This is a genomic window from Achromobacter spanius (assembly GCF_002966795.1).
GTDB classification, from domain to species: Bacteria; Pseudomonadota; Gammaproteobacteria; order Burkholderiales; family Burkholderiaceae_B; genus Achromobacter; species Achromobacter spanius_D.
On sequence record NZ_CP023270.1, the window covers coordinates 3,307,992 to 3,326,006 of the forward strand.

An 18,015-nucleotide genomic window follows, 5' to 3' on the forward strand; every position below is an offset into this window, starting at 1 on the left:
CTTGCTGGCTGGCGTTAGCCGGTTGGCGGGCATGTGAAAAAACCGGCAGTCCCGTTGTGAACTGACCCCCAGAAGTTGGACGGTCAGAAGCTAAAGCCCGAAGGCCTGAGCTCGGTATTGCACCGGGCTCAGGCCTTTTAGCTTGAGCTTGATGCGATCGTGATTGTAGTAACGGATGTACTGCCTGATGCCGACCTGCAACTGCTCGATGCTCTCGAAGCGGTTCAGGTGGAAGAACTCAGCCTTCAAGGTACCGAAGAAGCTCTCCATGGCCGCATTGTCCAGGCAGTTTCCCTTGCGTGACATGCTTTGCGTGACTGACCGGGCTACGAGCATGTGTCGGTATGCGGGTTGCTGGTACTGCCAACCTTGGTCGGAGTGCAGGACAGGACGGTCCGCCGGGCGTAGCCGAGCCAGCGCCTTTTTCAGCATGTTGCCCACGAGCTTGAACACCGGTCGCCGGCTGGTCTCGTAAGCCACGATCTCACCGTTGTACAGGTCCATCACCGGTGACAGGTACAACTTCTCCCCACGCACGTTGAACTCGGTCACGTCGGTAACCCACTTCTCGTGCGGCTGCGCAGCCTCGAAGTCACGCGCTAACAGATTGGCCGCCACGTGATGTGACTGGCCTCGGTATGACCGGTACTTCTTGGCGCGCACAAGCGACTTCAAGCCCAATGCCTGCATCAGTTTCTGCACCGTTTTGTGGTTCACCAGATCACCTGCCTGGCGCAAAACCGCCGTGATACGGCGATAGCCGTAGCGGCCTTTATGACGCGCGAAGATCGCGCCAATACGTTGCTTTAGCTCAGCGTACGGGTCTGCGGCGTCCAGCACCTTCAGGTGGTAGTAGAACGTGCTGCGTGACAGCTCGGCCACACGCAGCAGTCGTTCCAGCGGATGCTTATGCCTCAATCCTTGGACCGCTTGCGCTTTCCAACGAGCGCTTTGGTCTTTTCCGCTTCGATCAAGGCATCGAGCTTTTTTAGGTAGTCCAACTCCGCTCGCAGGTTCGCAACTTCCTCGAGAAGCTCTTCTTTAGTCATGTCCTTGGACACGGGCTCCGGGGGGTATTTGTGGGGCATGCTTGCTCCTGGACGCTTGCGCGCCAACGCCTCTATACCCCCAGCATCATACTGGGCGCGCCACTTCCCAATATGACCTGAACTGCGGATCCCCAGCAGTGTCGCGGCCTGGATGTCGGACAGCCCTTGGTCACGGATCTTGCGCAACACCGACTGCTTGAAGGCTGCGCTATACGTCCCAGACTGCCGGCGAAGACCCGCCAAGCCATGTACGCGATAGCTCTCGACCCATCCGCTGACCAGCGAATGGTGCAATTCGTGACGCGCCGCCACCGAACGACCACTCTCAGTGCCCTTCAAACACTCCCGCACCACCTTTAACTTGAACTGCTCGTTGTACTTCGCCATATAAAAACCCCCGAAGGTTGGATCAATGTCCAACTTTCGGGGGTCAGTTCAGTTGGGGCTGCCGGTTTTTTTTGTGGTGGGTTGCGGTTGTCAAAATCCGACTTCCTTACCGCCCTCCGGCCGAACTGCTGGTGCCTCTCCAAGGGTACTGTCTGGGCTGCAGCCGAAAAAAAAGCCGCAGCGACAACATACCTGCACCAACGACGTTGCAACCCGGCGAACTACCCAAGAGGTGAACTGTGACCGAACTCATTGAATCTTTGCGCGACGATCTCGCCGCGCTTTACCGGGCCGGGTCGATAGACAAAGTCACGATGCGCGACTTTGACGCGCTCTGTCCGGCGCCCGGCCGATCCAGCTTTGAAACTTCTGAACATCCCGGCGGATAAAGGTCGGCAAGCCATCCTCTGATGCCGGCTACCGCTTCGCAACCGTTCCCGACATCAGCCTGTCCAACCGCAGCCTCCCCCGTTCATCCGTCAGTCGTCGCATCGCCCCATAAGCCGCGCCCATCGCCGCCATTCCGCTCGCGCCGCACAGCAGAAACATCAACAAGATCTGATACTTGGCCGCGTCAACAGGGTCCATGCCCGCAATGATCTGCCCGGTCATGATGCCCGGCAACGTGATGATCCCAGCCGCCGACATCTGGTTGATGCTGGGCACGATGCCCCGCCGCACCGATTCGCGCAGCAACGACGAGAACGCCTGATGCACGGTCGCGCCCAGCGACAGGCGCGCTTCGATCGCCAGTCTTTCCCGACGCACACCCGACAACATCCCATCCAGCGCCAGGCTGGCCGCATTCAAGACGCTGCCCAGCACGATCCCCACCAACGCAATCGTGTAGCGCGGATCAAACCAAGGGTCCGGACGCAGCGCCGTATTCAGAATGAAAAGCGCCGTGACGAGCGTGGTGCTGACCACCGCCAACGTGCCGACCCAGCCATTGCCATGTCCGGTCAACCGTGCCTTCGGCCGGGCCGCCACCTCGCGCGCGGCGAGCGCCATCATCACCGCTACCACCAGCGCCGTCAGCCACGGCGCGGCATGGGCGAACACGATGCGCAGGATCTGACCGACCAGCAGTAGTTGCACCACCGTGCGCACCGCCGCCCACAACACCTGCCGTTGCAGGTTCAGGCGCAGCGCGAAGGAAATGCCGGCGCTCAGCAGCACCAGCAGCGACGCGATCACCAGATCCAGTGCCTGCAGCTTGATCACGTCCATAGCGGCTCCATGTGACCTTGCGCCATCCGCCAACGCCGGCGCGCCAGCCGTTCGGCCTGCTCGGCGCTGTGCGTAACGAGCAGAATGCCTGCCCCGGCCGCCAGAACGCGCGACAGTTCCGCCTCGACCAGTGCCGTCGCTCCCTGATCCAGCGCGGCGGTGGGCTCATCCAGCAGCAGCACGCGCGGGTTCTGCAACAACGCCCGCACCAGGCCCATGCGTTGACGCTCGCCCGTGGACAGTTCATGAACCAGCGCGTCCAGCTTTGCTTGCGCCAGCCCCAGACGCTCCATGATGGCGATCGCGCCAGCGCGGTCTGCGAAGTGCGCGGACACGTGGTCGTCCCACCAACCGGCCTCTGCCTGGCAGTACACCACCAGACGCCGCCACTCGAAACCGCGCATGGCGGAACGGCGACGCCCGTCGAGCTCCGCTTCGCCATGCCCCGGGTCCAGATCCGCAATCTGCCGCAGTAGCAGCGATTTGCCCGACCCCGATGCACCGACCACAGCCGCGCACTCGCCCACGGCCAGATCCAGGCTCACGGGCGCCAGGCGCTCGCTGTACAGGCCTCGCAGCCTGAGCAGCGGCGGCGCGTCAGAGACAGCTTGAAGGGGAACCGGCGCGGATTGCATGGGTAGGCATCATATAGAAAAGCCCGCGGCAAGGCGGGCTTCACTGTGTGCGGCGGCGGCTCGGATCAGAGCATATGCGCCAGGAACTCGCGGCTGCGGGCATGCTGAGGCGCCGCAAAAAACTCCGCCGACCGCGCTTCCTCGACGATGCGGCCATCGTCCATGAAAATGACCCGATGCGCCACTTCGCGCGCAAACCCCATTTCGTGAGTTACGACCAGCATCGTCATGCGCTCGTCGGCCAGTTGCTTCATCGTGCGCAGCACTTCGCCCGTCAGCTCCGGGTCCAGCGCCGACGTCGGCTCGTCAAACAGCATGATGTCCGGCTCCATCGCCAGCGCGCGGGCAATGGCCACGCGCTGCTTCTGGCCGCCGGACAGGCGCGTCGGATAGTTGTCGCGCTTGTTCGACAGGCCTACCTTGCGCAGCAGTTCTTCGGCCTTGGGCACGATCTCGGCGCGCGACATGCCCTTCACGGTGATCGGCGCCTCGATGATGTTCTGCAGCACCGTCATGTGCGGGAACAGATTGAACGACTGAAACACCATGCCCATTTTGCGGCAGATGCGCCGCACGTCGCCGTCGCTGGCGTACTGGCTGCGACCACCCGGCACCGCAGCGGCCATCGTCTCGCCTTCGATCTCGATGCAGCCTTCGTCGATGGTCTCAAGATGATTCAGGCAGCGCAAAAACGTGCTTTTACCCGACCCCGACGGACCGATCACAGCCACGACCTCGCCCTGCTCCAGGTTCAACGACACGTTGTCCAACACGCGGTTGGAACCGAACGATTTGACGATGTTGCGGGCTTCGATCATCACCGGACGCGCGCTGAGTCCGGCCGGAGAATTACTGGTCATATTTTGCATAGCGCTTTTCCATGTGCTGGAAGAACCACGTCAGGAGCAGCGTCATCAACAGGTAGAAGGCGGCGGCGACGAGGAACGGCGTGGTCGTGAAATCGCGCTGCACGATCCCCCGCGCCGTGCGCAGGATGTCGTTCAGCGCCAGCACGTAAATCAGCGAGGTGTCCTTGACCAGCGTGATGGTCTCGTTGCTCATGGGCGGCAGCACGCGCTGCACCATCTGCGGCAGCACGATGCGGCGCAGCGTCTGCAGGTACGTCATGCCCAGCACCTTGCTGCCCTCGTACTGCCCCCGATCCACCGACTGGATGCCCGCCCGGAAGATCTCGGCAAAGTACGCCGCGTAATTCAGCGCAAACGCCACTACCGCGGCCGGGAAATCCGGCAGCCGGATGCCGATCACCGGCACGAACGGCAGCGCGAAGTAGATGAACAGCATCTGGAGCATCAGCGGCGTACCGCGCATCAGCCAGATATAGCCATTGACCGCGCGGCTAAGCAGCGGCCACTTCGAGATGCGCGCCAGGGCCAGCACCAGCCCCAGCGGCACGGCCAGCGCCAGCGTGATGAAAAACAGCGTCAAGGTCACTTTCGCGCCTTGCGCCAAGGGCCCCAGAAGGGAGAGTACGTAGTCCATGCAGTGGGTTCGCGCCGCGAGGGCAAGAGAGAATCATGGGCAAGCCCGCCTGGCCTTGCGGCACTGCGGCGGGCTGCGAACTGCAACGGCAAAGGCGCCCCGGCCACCTAGGCCGCAGGCGCCTTCGCGCTTACTTGATGATGTTGGCGCCGAACCACTGGGTGGCGATACGGCCGGCGGTGCCGTCCTGCTTCATCGAATCCAGCGTTTTGTCCAGCTTGGCCAGCAGCTCGGTGTCGTCCTTGCGCACGCCAACGCCGTAGTCTTCCGTGCCGAAGTTCTCTTCCAGCACACGGTACTCGCCCGCACGCTTGCTGATCAGGTAACGGCCCACGACTTCGTCCACCACGATGGCGTCCAGACGGCCAGCGGCCAGATCCATCAGCGCGGTAACGTTGTCGCCGAACTTCTTCACTTCCTTGATCTGCGCGGCAACCGGGTCCTTGGCGATGGCGTCGGTGGCGCTGCTGCCGTCCTGCGCACCGATAACCTTGCCAGCCAGATCATTCTTGACCTTCACCGGCGACGTATTGCCCACGATGATGATCTGGTGGTTGGCCATGTAGGGCGCGGTGAAGCTGATGTTCTTCTTGCGCTCTTCGGTAATGGTCAGACCGTTCCACAGCACGTCGACGCGTTTGCCGTTCAGCTCGGCTTCCTTGGCGCTCCAGTCGATCGGCTTGAATTCCACTTCGATGCCCAGACGCTTGCTGGCTTCCTTGGCCATGTCGATGTCAAAACCGACGATCTGGTTGCTGGCGTCGCGAAAGCCCATGGGCGGGAAATTGTCGTCCAGGCCAACGACGACCTTCTTCGGCGTGGCCGGCGCTTGGGCGCCAGCGGCGGGCGCATTGTCGCTGGGACCGCAAGCCGTGAGCAGAGCGGTTGCGGACACAAGAAGTACAGCAGTCAGTTTTTTCATCGTTGTGAGGGCGCGAGGCGCAGATTTGAAGAAAGCCGGGAAAGCGGGCGGTAAGCCGCGAGGCGGTATTTTAGCGCTCCCGCGAGGAAGTGCCGGCGGCGGCCCGGCTCTGGCGCTCGTCCGCCTGCCCGAAGGGCGCCCCATGCTAGGCTGATGCCCCTCTTCCCCCTGGAATCCCGCATGCCCCCCGCCATCCGTCTTGGGCCCCTCGTATTTCCCGCCGAGCTGGCGGTGCTCGTCGCCGCGGTAGCCGTCGGCCTGCTGGCGGCGCGCCTGCTGGGCCGCCGGGATGGGAACGGCGCCCGGGGTGAGGACGGCCGCCGCGTGGACGTGTCCGGCGTGCTGTGGGGCGCACTGATTGCCGGTCTGGTCGCCGCGCGGCTGGGTTTTGTCTGGCAATTCCGCGAACAATTCGCGCAGGCCCCGATGGCCATCCTGGATGTGCGCGACGGCGGCTGGGCCGGCATGCTGGGGCTGTCGGTCGCCTGGGCCTACGCGGTGGCAACACTGCTGCGTCGCGCCGCCCCCCGACTTCCCCTGTTGGGCGCCCTGGTGCTGGCCACGGCCACCTGGCTGGCTGGGAGCCGGCTGCTGGCACCGTCGGATAAGTCGCCAACCGTGCTCACGCAGCTTCAGCTGCAGGACATGGACGGCGGCCCCTTGGCCCTGTCCGCGTTTCAAGGCAAGCCCACCGTCATCAACTTGTGGGCAAGCTGGTGTCCGCCGTGTCGGCGCGAAATGCCCGCCTTCCAGGCCGCGCAGGCCGCCCATCCGGACGTGAATTTCGTCTTTCTTAACCAGGGCGAGACCGCGCCCGAGGTCGCGCAGTACCTGCTCGAGCACGCCCCGGCGCTGCGCAATGTCCTGCGGGATCCCGCCAGCGACGCGTCCCGCCAGCTCAGCAATCACGGCCTGCCGGCCACGCTCTTTCTGGATGCCAATGGACGGGTGGTCGATCTGCGCGTGGGAGAACTGTCCGCCGCCACGCTCGCCCAGCGTCTGGAGACCCTCCAGGAAGAAGGCGGCCAGGACTGAACATTTCGGTCCGATCTGCCACGAATTTCAGTCAGGACGAAGGCGCCCCCAAGGCAAGGGCAGACCTTCCCCGCCACGATCGATCAGGTCGACCCGCTGTCCCAACCGCGACGGCGCCGTATCCAGCCGCACGACCAGGATCGGGCCTTTGGGCAGCGCGCGGGCGGTAGCAAGGAAGGCGGATGGCTCCGCGCCCTGCGCAGGGATTACCGTCCATGTCAGGACCTCGGCCTCTTGCACGGCTGCGGGGTGCGCGCGGTCGTGGCCGCAGGCCGGACACCAGAGCCGCGCGGGGAACACCCGGTGGCCGCAATCGCTGCATTGGCTGATGTTGATACTCATGCGTCCTCCCGTGCCAGCACCGCGGCATTGGCGCACATGCCATACCGAAGCTGAACCATGCCGTAGCCGGTCGCAACGCCATGGCGCGCGCCGGGCAACTGGCGGCCGGCCGCCTGGCCCAGTAGTTGGCGCGCGACTTCGACCAGGCCATGCATCCCGCCTGCCGTGCCGGCCTGCCCGGCGGACAACTGCCCGCCAGCCGTGTTGACCGGCAACGCCCGCGTGGCGATCCGGCTTGCAATGAATGCCGGAAGATCGTCCGGGCACGCAATGCCCAGATCACACAGCTGCGTCAGCGCCATGGCGGGATAGTCGTCATAGACGCTGATCACGTCCATGTCCTGCGGACCCAGTCCCGCCTGCCGCCACAGCGCAGGCGCGAACTCCGCGATGCCGGTCTGCAGGCCGTCGCCCTCTTGCTGGTCCCAGTTGTAACGCGCGTCGCTGGCCAGCAGCCGCACGCAAACGCCTTCGGGCCGCGCGCGCAGCACCAACGCGCTGGCGCCGCTGACCACCGGCACGCAGTCCAGCCTGCCAAGCGGCGCCGCCACCATGGGCGCTTCCAGATACTGGGCCAACGTCATCGGCTGCCGGTACGCGGCATTCGGATTGGCCGACGCCCAGGCCCGTTGCGCCACGCATAACCGCCCATAGTCTTCTCGCCGCAGCCCCCAGCGTTCCATTTGACGCTGCGTCACCATGGCAAAGAGCGGATTGGGACCCGCGCAGCCCAGGGGGCTCAGATAGTCCTGGGCACTGCGGTTGTAGCCGCGCACCAGCGCCGCGAAGTCCGCGCCGGTGAAGTGGTCGCCCGCCACCAGCACGATGGTTTCGGCCTGCCCGGCCTCCAACGCCAGCCAGGCTTGGCGCAGCAGATTGATGGCGCTGGCCCCGCCCATCTCGTCCTGCATGCACCACTTCAGCCGCAACCCCAGCCGCCAGCCCAGGTCGATTGCCCGGTCCGGCCGCAACGTGAACGACGCCACGCCCAGCCCATCCACCTGCGCGGGCGTGAGTCCGGCGCCGGCCAGCGCCTGGCCGATGGCCTGCGCCATGAGCCCCGCCGTGGCGCAATCTGCGCCGGGGCGGCGCAATGACGGCGTTTCGCCCACGCCGACGATGCCCGGGCTGCGATCCCTGCTCATTCCTCGGCCTGACGAGGAGGTTCGCGCGTCAGCAGCAGCGTAACCACCGTGACCGCCGCCATCCCGACCAGGAACCAAGCCACCGGCGTGGCCGATTCGTACTTGCGCAGCAGCGCCATCGCGATCAGCGGTGACAGGCCGCCCGCGAAAACCGATGCCAGTTCGTGTCCCAGCGCCAGCCCCGTATAGCGCACATCGGCCGGGAACAGCTCGGCGAAATAGGCAGGCTGCGTGCCGATCATGGCTGCGTGGCAAATCGTATTGCCCAGGAAGAACGCCAGGAAGATCCAGAGCGGCGCCTTGGTCTGCACCATCCAGAAAAATGGAAAGGCCACCACCATCAACCCGACCGAACCGATCAGATAAACCGTACGACGCCCGATGCGGTCCGACAGATGACCGAACCACACCAGGGTGCCCAGTTCGATGAACATGGAAAGCAGGACGCCGCCCAACATCACGTCGTTGGGAATGCCCAGGAACTTGCCATACGCCAGCGCAAACGCCAGGAAGATGTACGAACCGCCGTTCTCCGCGACACGCAGGCCCATCGCGGTGAAGACCTGGCGCGGGTAGCGACGGAACACTTCCACGGCCGGCATGCCGCGCTTGGCCGTCTTGGCCGCCTGCACGAACTCGTCGCTTTCCGGAATGTGCTTGCGGATATACAGCCCCACGCCGAAGATCAGCACGCTCAGGATGAACGGCAGGCGCCAGCCCCAACTCATGAACGCCTCTTGCGGCAACTGCTGCGCCAGCATGAAGACGCCGGATGACAGCACGAACCCGCCCGCCACGCCCAACTGGCTGAACGACGAGAAATAGCCGCGGCGCTTGCCGCCCACCGCCTCGCTGATCAGCAGCACGCCGCCGCCCCACTCTCCGCCGGCTGCCGCCCCCTGCAGAATGCGCAGCACGACCATCGCCACGGGCGCCCAGAACCCGATCTGCTCATACGTGGGCAGAAGTCCGATCAGGAACGTCGCGGCGCCCATCAGGCCCAACGTCCATTCCAGCGCCAGCTTGCGGCCGTAACGGTCGCCGATATGGCCGAAGATCACGCCACCGAGCGGCCGCGCCAGAAAGCCCACCGCAAAGCCCGCGAACGCGCCCATCGTGCCCAGCAGCGGATCGGTGCCCTTGGGAAAGAACAGTTCGCCGAAGACCAGCGCCGCCGCCGTGCCGTAGATGAAGAAGTCGTACCACTCCATCGCGTTGCCCGCGACGGACGCCATCACGACGCGCCGCGTGCGCTTCCTGCGCGCATCGTCGCTGGCGGAAACCGCCGCCCCTTTGTATGCCATCGTCATTGCCGCCCCTTGTGCGCTTTGAATGGATCTGTGGCGCCTAGCGCGCCACGCGATAGCCGGCGGCGTCCCGGTCCCAGGTGTCGCCGGTGATGCCTTCTTCCCGCAAGCGGAACTTGCGGATCTTGCCGTTCTCGGTGCGCGGCAGATCGTCGACGACGCGCAGGTAGCGCGGCACGGCGAAGTACGGCATGCGGGGCTGGCAGAAATCCAGCAGCGCATGCGGCGCGATGGTCTGGCCGGTCTTGTAGACCAGCGCGGCCATGACTTCGTCCTCGGCCAGCTCCGATTGCACGGCGTAGACCGCCACGGCAGCGACCGCAGGATGCGACTGCAGCACCTGCTCCACTTCATAGGACGAAATGTTTTCGCCGCGCCGCCGGATCGCGTCCTTCAGCCGGTCCAGAAAGCGGAAGTAGCCATCCGTGTCGCGCACCACCCGATCACCCGTGTGGAACCACAGGTTGCGCCAGGCCTCCACCGTCTTGTCGTCCATGCCGAAGTAGCCCGTCGCAATGGCAAAGGGAGGCCGGGCGCGCAGCAGCAGTTCTCCCGGCTCGCCATCGGGAACGGGCGCATCCTGGCCGTCCGCGACCATGGCGTCGAACTCCGGCGCGACGCGGCCCATGCAGCCGGCGCGCTGTTGCGCCAGCGTGCCGCCGAGGGCGAAATTGGTTTCCGTGGAGCCATAGCCTTCCAGCAGCGCGATGCCTGTGCGCTCGGCGAAGACCGCGTGAAAGCGTGCCGGCACGCCCGGCGCCAGCGCGATGCGGGTGCGGTGCTGCCGTTCGGCAGCGGCCGGTTCGTGGGCCAATAGCATGGGCACCATGGCACCAAGCAGGTAGGTGACGGTCGCACCGCTCGCTTGCAGGCGGTCGAAATACCGGCTGGCGGAAAAGCGCTCGTCGCAGACAATGCTTGCACCGGTCACCAGGGCCTGAAAGCAGGCATTGAGCGCGTTGGTATGAAAGAGCGGCAGGCTGGTGTAGAGCACATCATCCTGTGAGATTTCCAGATTGCGCGCGGCGATCCTGCCCCACCAGTAGAACTGCGCATGCGGACAGCACACGCCCTTGGACAGGCCCGACGTGCCGGACGTGTACAGGATGGCAAACGTGTCGCCGGGCCGGATGTCGGCCGCGGGCTGCACGTCCTGCGCATGTGCGTCGGGCGGCGCACAGGCCGGCGCAGGCAGGGACGCCGTGCCCGCCTCTGCATCCAGCAGCCAGATCTGACGTACCGCCAACGACGCGCCGTCCAACGCCGCCAGCGCGGGACAGCATGCGGCATCCGCCACCACCAGCGCACAGCCGCTGTTGGCCAGGATGTGCTGCAACTGCATGCCGCGCGAGGCCGTGTTGATGGGCACCACCACGGCGCCCATCCACCCGCAGCCCAGCGCCACCGACAGGAACTCGATCCGGTTTCCCGCCATCAGGCCGACGCGGTCCCCGCGCCGGATGCCGGCGGCTGTCAGCCGCGCCGCCCATTGCGCCGCATGAGCCGCCGCGTCGCCGTAGCGCAGGCTCCCACCCGGCGCCTGCACCCATAGGTGCTCGGCCAGGCGCACGCCCTGTTCCTGCAACAACGACGGCAATGTCAACGCATGCATGGCGACGCTTCCCCAGTTGTCCGGCCGTCGGCAAGCAGCCCGCGACCCTGTGGAATTAGTCTAGGAATCAACTATTTATGTGTCAAATTTATGGCTATTATTCGACTTATAAAACGTATTCATAACAAGGGCATGCATGAACTTCGATTTGAATCTCATGCGGGTTTTCCTGACTGTCATGCACGAACGCAGCGTGACGCGCGCGGCACAGCGGCTGAACCTGACGCAACCCGCGGTGAGTTACGCGCTGGGCCGCCTTCGCGAGCAATTTGGCGATCCCCTATTCCAACGCACGCCCTCCGGCATGCAGCCCACCCCGGTCGCGTTTGCGCTGGCCGATCCGATTGAGCGAGGCATGAACAGCTTTGCCGAGGCAGTCAGCCTTCGGCAGCACTTTGAGCCCGCCACCAGCACGCGGCGGTTTCAACTATCGATGTCGGACATCGGCGAAATGGTGTTCCTGCCGCCGCTGATGGAACGCGTCCACGCGCAGGCGCCGCGCCTGCAGGTCGAGGTTCGGGAAGTGCCGCTGGAGGATTTGCCGCAGGCGCTCAAGGACGGTGCAGTGGATCTGGCCATCGGCAACCTGGCCGGCCTGGGCCGCCACACCTGTCACGCGGACCTTTTCAGCGAGCGCTATGTCTGCATGGGGCGGCGCGGGCATCCCGTACTGGCCGCGGGGCTGACACGCGGCCAGTACAAGCGGCTCGATCACATCCTGGTCGCATCGCGCGCGAGCGCCCATCGTCTGCTCGACGATGTGCTGGCCGAGGCCGGTTTGCATCGCCAGCCGTATCTCACCTTGCCGCACTTTTCGGCGGCGGCCGAAATCGTCCGCCGCACCGACCTGACCGTGACCCTGCCCTATCGCGCCGCGCTCTGGTTCAACCAGACTCACGATTTCGAAGTACGGCATCTGCCCATCGCCCTGCCGCCGTTATGTGTCACGGTGCATTGGCATGCGCGTTTCGAAAGCGATCCCGGAACAGCATGGTTGAGAAACCTGGTAGTGGCGACGCTCGCTGATCACGACGAGCCTTGTTAGCGTAGCGCGCAGGATCTTCGTGGAGCACGTTGGAGCCGCGTTGCTGACCCCGGGCCCGCGTCGGACCTTACGCCATCGCCGCCAGCATCAAATCCAGATTCTGCACCGCCGCGCCCGAGGCGCCCTTGCCCAGGTTGTCGAACACGGCCGTCAGCAACACCTGGCCGTGTTGCGCATTGCCGTAGACGCCCAACCGAAGATCGTTCGTGCCGTTCAGCGCCTCCGGGTTCAGGTTCGTGTGCGCGGCGGCCTCGTCGCGCGGCACGACCTGCACATGCGCCGCGCCTGCGTAGTGCCGTTGCAGGCACGCGTGCAGCTTCTCGGCATCGACGCCGGCGGGCAGCAGGCGCAGATGCAGCGGGATGGTCAGGACGATGCCTTGGCGGAATGCGCCATAGGACGGCACGAACACTGGACGCTGCGTGAGGCCCGCGTGCCGTTCGATCTCGGGCGTGTGCTTGTGCGCGAGGCCCAGGCCGTAGACCTGGAATGCGGGGCCGCGCGGTCCGTCGGCGCCCTCATACGCATCGACGCTGGCACGGCCGCCGCCCGAGTAACCAGACACCGCATTGATCACCGCCGGATAGTCGGCAGGCACGAAACCCGCCTGGACCAGCGGCCGCAGCAGCGCAATCGCGCCGGTGGGGTAGCAGCCCGGGTTGCTGACCCGCAGCGCGTGGGCGATGCGATCGGGCTGGCCAGCGCTCATTTCCGGAAACCCGTACACCCAGCCCGCATCCGTGCGGTGCGCGGAGCTGGCGTCGATGATGCGCACCTTGGGGTTGACGACGGACGCGGCCGCCTGGCGCGCGGGTTCGTCGGGCAGGCACAGGATCGCGATGTCGCTGGAATTGATCGCGTCAGCGCGGCGCTGCGGGTTCTTGCGGTCGGCTTCAGGCAACGTCAGCAGTTGCAGGTCGCTGCGGCCGTTGAGCCGTTCGTGGATCTGCAGACCGGTCGTGCCCTGGTCGCCGTCGATGAAAACAAGAGGTTGGGTCATGATGCTGTCCGGGTGGTTCGGCGTTGCCTGATTTGTTCAGGAATGGACCTTATCTTCGATCTGGCGACGACATAAGAAAAGTCGAATATCATGATCGGCTGATTCAGTTTTTCTGAATTGAGCCGATGTTGGATCCGACCCCGAATCCGCAACCAAAGCCGACACCGAACCCCGGAAACTCCCATGCGCGAAATCAGCCTGGACCGTCTGCGCACCCTTGTCGCCATTGCCGACCTCGGCTCGTTCGCCGACGCCGCGCGCGCCCTGCATCTGGCGCCGCCCACCGTCAGCCTGCACGTGTCGGACCTTGAAACCCGCGTCGGCGCCCCGCTTCTTACGCGCAAGCGCGGTCAGGTCCGGCCCACGGCCATCGGAGAAACACTGCTGGAACGTGCGCGCCGCTTGCTCTCGGAGGCGGACCAGGCGCTGGACGACGTGCAGCGGCAGGTGCAAGGGTTGGCGGGCCGTGTGCGGCTTGGGGCGTCCACCGGAGCCATCGCCCACCTGCTGCCGCAGGCGCTGGAAACACTCGGTCGCGACCACCCCGGCATCGACGTGCAGGTGGCGGTGCTGACGTCGCAGGAGACCTTGCTGCGGCTGGCCGATGGCACGCTGGACGTGGGACTGGTGGCGCTGCCCCAGCCGCCGCTTGACGGCCTGGTGCTGCGTCCGTGGCGCCGCGACCCGGTGATGGCCTTTCTGCCGGCGGCATGGAAAGCGCCGGCGCGCCTCACGCCCGCGTGGCTGGCCGAACGGCCGCTGATTCTGAATGACGCCAGCACGCGGCTGTCGCGCCTGACCGGAGAATGGTTCGCAGCCGCCGGACTCAACCCCCGCGCGCGCATTCAGTTGAACTACAACGACGCCATCAAGAGCTTGGTGGCGGCAGGTTACGGCGCGACGCTGCTGCCGCACGAGGCCACCGCGCCGCAACCCGATCCCCGCGTCATCATGCGGCCGGTGCGGCCCGCGCTGTGGCGTCCGCTGGGCATCGCCCATCGCGCGGGGCAAGTGGAAGCGGCCACGCAGCACGTGCTGGACGTGCTGTGGGAACTGCGCGCGTCGGGCGCTAAAGGCACGGCGGCGGCCTAGTCAAACTGGCGTCTGATCCTGCTGGCCGGCACGACAGCCCTGCGTGGCGGACCGATAAGGCCCGCCGGGCATCATCACCCCGTCTTCCCCAGCCGCCCCGCCGCAGCCGGCGCCCGGCGGAAGAACGCCGCCCGCTGGCTTTCCTCGCGCAGCCGCCGCGCACGCGACCGGAACAAATCCTTGCGACCCACGATCCCGAGCAGCCGGCCGCTATCCCGATCAACGATAGGCACCCGTCCCGCCCCGGACAGGGCCATCCGGTCCGCGATCTGACTGGCCAGTTCATCGGCGTGTCCGTACACCAGCTCGCGCCCGTCCAACGCTTGCGCCAGCGTCCGCTCGTCAGGCTCGCCTTGCAGCGCCCACGCCAAGGTGTCGGCGCGCGTGACCTCGCCGACCACGACGCCCTCGCCGTCCAGCACCGGATAACTCGTATGCACCGGCTGCGCGGTGGTGAAATGCGCGACGGCCTGCGCCACCGTCATCGTGTCCGGCAGCGTCTGTACGGGCGTGGTCATCACATCGGCCACGCGCAGCAGATCGAACGGATCCACGCGGTATTCGCGGCTGATGTGATGGCCGCGGCGCGCGATCTTCTCGGTCAAGATCGACCGCTTGAGCAGCAGCACCGTCACGCCGTAGGCAAAGACGCAGGCCGCCAGCACGGGCAGCAGCGCGTGCATGTTGCCGGTCAACTCCACCGCAAACAACGTGGCCGTCAGCGGCGCGCGCATGGTGCCGCCCATCATCGCCGCCATGCCCACCAACGCCCAGAAGCCGGGATCGGCCTGCGGCAGCACGGGCGACGCCAGCGCGCCCAGCGCACCGCCGAAGATCAGCAGCGGCGCCAGCACGCCGCCAGACGTCCCAGAGCCCAGCGCGATCGACCAGATGGCGACCTTGACCACCAGCAGCACCAGCACGGCCTGGAACGCCAGATCGCCCGCCAGCATGTGCCGGATGTTGTCGTAGCCCACCCCGAGCGCGGCGGGCTCGATCAGCCCGCCAATGCCGATAGCCAGGCCGCCGATGGCTGGCCACCACATCCAGTGGATCGGCAGCTTCTCGAACAGGTCTTCGGCCGCGTACACCAGCGAGGTCAGCACGCCGGATCCCAAGCCCGCCAGCACGCCCACGGCGGCGCAGGCCACCAGGTGCCACGGCGTGAAAGCCAGCGTGCCGGCGTACGCAAAGATCGGACCGGGTTCCATGATGAAGGCGCGCGTCGCGGCCGCTACCAGCGCCGCCACGGCCACGGGCAGGAAGCTGCGCGGCTTCCATTCGAAGAGCAGCAGTTCGACCGCGAGCAACACAGCGGCCAGTGGCGTGCCGAAGATCGCGGTCATGCCGGCGGCCGCGCCCGCGACGAGCAGCGTCTTGCGTTCACCGTCGTCCAGGTGGATGGTTTGCGCCAGCAGCGAGCCGATCGCGCCGCCGGTCATGATGATGGGTCCTTCAGCGCCAAACGGGCCGCCGGTGCCGATGGACACGGCCGACGACACGGGCTTGAGCACCGCCACCTTCGGCTGGATGCGGCTCTTGCCGATCAGGATGGCTTCCATGGCTTCTGGGATGCCATGGCCGCGGATTTTCTCGGAGCCGTAGCGCGCCATGAGGCCAATGATGAGGCAGCCGACGACGGGGATAAACACCGAACCGAGTCCGAGCCGCCCTGTCGTGATGGGCAGGTCGGCAAACGAAAACAGGCCGTGATAGGCCAGGTTGGTGCATAGTGCGATGAGGCGAAGCAGCAGCCAGGCGGCGGCGACGCTGGCCAGTCCGACCGGAATGGCAAGGCCCATCAAGAGGACGACGCGGCGGTCGGTAGTGAAGTCGCCAAGCCGCAATCCGGGCTTGGCGGAAGAAGAAATGGGGGGCATGGTCAAGGAAGATTGGAAGTATTCGCACGAAGTTTGCGAAAAGTCATATATATCGTAGCACGACATATATTAGAATCGCCCGGTGAACGCCTCCACGACACCCTCTCGCCTGTCTCCCGCCGACTACGAACTGCTCGCGGATTTCCGCTATGCGCTGCGAAAATTCGCCGCGTTCAGCGAAAGCGCGGCCGCGGGCCTGGACCTGATGCCGCAGCAGCATCAGGCGCTGCTTGCCATCAAAGGCACCCGCAAGAGCGCCCCGGGGCGACGCGGACTCTACGTCGGTGAAATCGCCGATCGCCTGATGATCCGACCGCACACTGCCGCCGAATTGGTGGGCCGTCTGGCGCGGTTGGATCTCGTCAGCCGCGAAGCCGATCCCGAAGACGGACGCCGCGTCGAAGTCGTCCTGACGCCCAAGGGCGAACGCATGCTGGCAGACCTGTCCGCCTCGCACCTCGAAGAACTGCACGCCATGCGTCCGCTGTTGACGCGGTTGCTGGCACGCATGGGCGACGAGACCGGCAACGGCTGATCCCCCCTTTCCTCCTGCCAAACCGGGTTGCGCGGCATAAGCTCATGCCGCCAGGAAATAAGCCTCGTGATAAATTGTCGCCCCGCGACATATCGATGCGTCGCGAGGAGAGATTGTCTTGGGTGTTGCATTCAAGCGCTGGCTGGGGTCGTTCGCGCCAGCGCCGGTGGGCGTCAATGGACGCGAAAAACTTTACGGTGCGGTAGGCGCCCTGCTCGGTCTGTTCTGCACCGAGTGGGTGGGACGCCACGCACTCGGCGCGGACAATCCGTGGTTCATCGCCCCGATGGGCGCATCGGCCGTGCTGCTGTTTGCTGCGCCGGCCAGCCCGCTGGCCCAGCCCTGGTCGCTGATGGCCGGCAATCTGGTGTCTGCGCTGATCGGCGTCTTCTGCGCCCAGTTCATTCCCGTCCCCGGCATCGCCGCGGCCGTCGCCGTGGCGCTTGCCATTGGCGCGATGTTCTCCTTGCGCTGCCTGCACCCGCCCAGCGGCGCCGTGGCGCTGACAGCCGTGCTGGGCGGCCCTGCTGTCGCCAAGCTCGGTTATGCCTTTGCGCTGTGGCCCGTGGCGCTCAATTCCGTCATCCTGCTGTGCATCGCCGTGGTCTTTAACGGCGCGCTGAAACGCAACTACCCCCGCCGTCATGCGGAGCCGGCCGTCGGCCATAACACGCGCGATCCGATTCCCAGCGCGCGGCTGGGCTTTTCGAGCGCCGACCTGGACGAGGCGCTGACCCAGCGCGGTGAGCTTCTGGACATCAGCAAGGAAGACCTGGAAGAGATCGTGCTGGCAGCCGAATTGCGCGCCAGCGTGCGCCGTTTTGGCGACGTGCGCTGCGCTGACATCATGTCGCGCGACGTGGTGACGGTCATGGAAAAGGACCCGCTGGACTACGCGATCCGACTGTTCGACAAGCATCGCGTGCAGGTCCTGCCCGTGCTGGACTCGGCTGGCCGTTACGCGGGCATGATCGCCCAGGGCGATGTGCTGGCAAGAAAGAGCCGCCTGACGCCGGTCGCGACGGAAGCCGAAGCCGCGCCGGACCTGCTGGTGGCCGATTGCATGCGCAGCGAAGTGCCTTTTGCCACGCCCGGGTTGCCGGTGATCGAGCTGGCGCGTCCGATGTCGGACAGCCTGCATTGCGTGCCGGTGCTCGACGAGGCGCGCCATCTGCAGGGTCTGGTGACGCAGTCGGACCTGGTGGCCGCGTTGTATCAGATGGCGGTGTCCGCCAACTCACAGCCGGCGGGCGGCGCCGGGCCCCACAAGCTGGCCGCCTGACCCTCCGTAGCCCT

General features: G+C 65.7%; 17 protein-coding genes and 1 pseudogene. 6 read left to right on the forward strand and 12 right to left on the reverse strand.

What is annotated here, in order from left to right:
- Positions 1 to 90: 90 nt before the first annotated feature.
- A protein-coding gene (locus CLM73_RS14790) for an IS3 family transposase (RefSeq protein WP_234015633.1) occupies positions 91 to 1,436 on the reverse strand; the annotation gives its coding sequence in 2 pieces (ribosomal slippage) (positions 91 to 992 and positions 992 to 1,436; 1,347 coding nt in all).
- Between the two features lie 239 nt (positions 1,437 to 1,675).
- Here CLM73_RS14790 and CLM73_RS29150 point away from each other — a divergent pair.
- Positions 1,676 to 1,789 (forward strand): annotated as a pseudogene (locus CLM73_RS29150) (transcriptional regulator); the annotation flags it as partial.
- A 64-nt stretch (positions 1,790 to 1,853) separates the two neighbouring features.
- On the opposite strand, the gene CLM73_RS14795 reads toward CLM73_RS29150, so the two are convergent.
- The 5 genes from CLM73_RS14795 to CLM73_RS14815 all read right to left on the reverse strand — a co-directional run bounded on the left by CLM73_RS14795 (position 1,854) and on the right by CLM73_RS14815 (position 5,726).
- Entirely contained in the window at positions 1,854 to 2,666 is an 813-nt protein-coding gene (locus CLM73_RS14795; RefSeq protein WP_105239068.1) for an ABC transporter permease, read from the reverse strand.
- Entirely contained in the window at positions 2,657 to 3,301 is a 645-nt protein-coding gene (locus tag CLM73_RS14800; protein WP_105239069.1) for an ABC transporter ATP-binding protein, read from the reverse strand. The genes CLM73_RS14795 and CLM73_RS14800 overlap by 10 nt, the downstream gene beginning before the upstream one ends.
- Before the next feature lie 65 nt (positions 3,302 to 3,366).
- Complete coding sequence (locus tag CLM73_RS14805) at positions 3,367 to 4,119, reverse strand: amino acid ABC transporter ATP-binding protein (protein ID WP_105241537.1); 753 nt, start codon at positions 4,117 to 4,119, stop codon at positions 3,367 to 3,369.
- Between the two features lie 31 nt (positions 4,120 to 4,150).
- Positions 4,151 to 4,804: an amino acid ABC transporter permease gene (locus CLM73_RS14810; RefSeq protein ID WP_056561483.1), complete on the reverse strand. Its 654-nt coding sequence runs from the start codon at positions 4,802 to 4,804 to the stop codon at positions 4,151 to 4,153.
- A 130-nt stretch (positions 4,805 to 4,934) separates the two neighbouring features.
- Positions 4,935 to 5,726, reverse strand: a complete 792-nt coding sequence (locus tag CLM73_RS14815) for an amino acid ABC transporter substrate-binding protein (RefSeq protein WP_056561484.1) — start codon at positions 5,724 to 5,726, stop codon at positions 4,935 to 4,937.
- Positions 5,727 to 5,906: 180 nt separating this feature from the next.
- Between CLM73_RS14815 and CLM73_RS14820 the strand changes: the two genes are divergently transcribed.
- Positions 5,907 to 6,761 carry a TlpA disulfide reductase family protein gene (locus CLM73_RS14820; protein WP_105239070.1) on the forward strand — a complete coding sequence of 285 codons (855 nt, stop codon included), beginning with the start codon at positions 5,907 to 5,909 and terminating at the stop codon, positions 6,759 to 6,761.
- 27 nt (positions 6,762 to 6,788) lie between these two features.
- Here the strand turns inward: CLM73_RS14820 and CLM73_RS14825 are convergent, their stop codons facing one another.
- The 4 genes from CLM73_RS14825 to CLM73_RS14840 are packed head-to-tail and all read right to left on the reverse strand — an operon-like array spanning position 6,789 to position 11,167.
- The gene (locus tag CLM73_RS14825; RefSeq protein WP_105239071.1) at positions 6,789 to 7,103 is read right to left on the reverse strand and encodes a Zn-ribbon domain-containing OB-fold protein; all 315 of its coding nucleotides are present in this window, start codon (positions 7,101 to 7,103) and stop codon (positions 6,789 to 6,791) included.
- Positions 7,100 to 8,248 (reverse strand): thiolase family protein, encoded by a 1,149-nt coding sequence (locus tag CLM73_RS14830; protein ID WP_105239072.1) that lies wholly within the window; start codon positions 8,246 to 8,248, stop codon positions 7,100 to 7,102. The genes CLM73_RS14825 and CLM73_RS14830 overlap by 4 nt, the downstream gene beginning before the upstream one ends.
- Positions 8,245 to 9,558, reverse strand: a complete 1,314-nt coding sequence (locus CLM73_RS14835; RefSeq protein ID WP_105239073.1) for an MFS transporter — start codon at positions 9,556 to 9,558, stop codon at positions 8,245 to 8,247. Before CLM73_RS14835 ends, CLM73_RS14830 begins: the two co-directional genes overlap by 4 nt.
- Positions 9,559 to 9,595: 37 nt before the next feature.
- Complete coding sequence (locus CLM73_RS14840) at positions 9,596 to 11,167, reverse strand: ATP-dependent acyl-CoA ligase (RefSeq protein ID WP_105239074.1); 1,572 nt, start codon at positions 11,165 to 11,167, stop codon at positions 9,596 to 9,598.
- A gap of 157 nt (positions 11,168 to 11,324) precedes the next feature.
- Here CLM73_RS14840 and CLM73_RS14845 point away from each other — a divergent pair, with 157 nt between their 5' ends.
- Complete coding sequence (locus CLM73_RS14845; protein ID WP_234015634.1) at positions 11,325 to 12,212, forward strand: LysR family transcriptional regulator; 888 nt, start codon at positions 11,325 to 11,327, stop codon at positions 12,210 to 12,212.
- Between the two features lie 67 nt (positions 12,213 to 12,279).
- Here CLM73_RS14845 and argC read toward each other — a convergent pair whose 3' ends face one another.
- The gene (gene argC, locus CLM73_RS14850; protein WP_105239076.1) at positions 12,280 to 13,212 is read right to left on the reverse strand and encodes an N-acetyl-gamma-glutamyl-phosphate reductase; all 933 of its coding nucleotides are present in this window, start codon (positions 13,210 to 13,212) and stop codon (positions 12,280 to 12,282) included.
- 183 nt (positions 13,213 to 13,395) lie between these two features.
- On the opposite strand from argC, the gene CLM73_RS14855 reads away from it, so the two are divergent.
- Positions 13,396 to 14,304 carry a LysR family transcriptional regulator gene (locus CLM73_RS14855; RefSeq protein WP_105239077.1) on the forward strand — a complete coding sequence of 303 codons (909 nt, stop codon included), beginning with the start codon at positions 13,396 to 13,398 and terminating at the stop codon, positions 14,302 to 14,304.
- Between the two features lie 74 nt (positions 14,305 to 14,378).
- On the opposite strand, the gene CLM73_RS14860 is transcribed toward CLM73_RS14855, so the two are convergent.
- Positions 14,379 to 16,184, reverse strand: coding sequence for a chloride channel protein (locus CLM73_RS14860; RefSeq protein WP_105241538.1), 1,806 nt, complete (start codon positions 16,182 to 16,184; stop codon positions 14,379 to 14,381).
- A gap of 82 nt (positions 16,185 to 16,266) precedes the next feature.
- On the opposite strand from CLM73_RS14860, the gene CLM73_RS14865 reads away from it, so the two are divergent.
- Together CLM73_RS14865 and CLM73_RS14870 are read left to right on the forward strand one after the other, a co-directional pair.
- Positions 16,267 to 16,719 (forward strand): MarR family winged helix-turn-helix transcriptional regulator, encoded by a 453-nt coding sequence (locus CLM73_RS14865; protein ID WP_105239078.1) that lies wholly within the window; start codon positions 16,267 to 16,269, stop codon positions 16,717 to 16,719.
- Positions 16,720 to 16,837: 118 nt separating this feature from the next.
- A complete protein-coding gene (locus CLM73_RS14870) occupies positions 16,838 to 18,001 on the forward strand; it encodes an HPP family protein (RefSeq protein ID WP_105239079.1) in 1,164 nt (387 codons plus the stop codon).
- Positions 18,002 to 18,015: the final 14 nt, after the last annotated feature.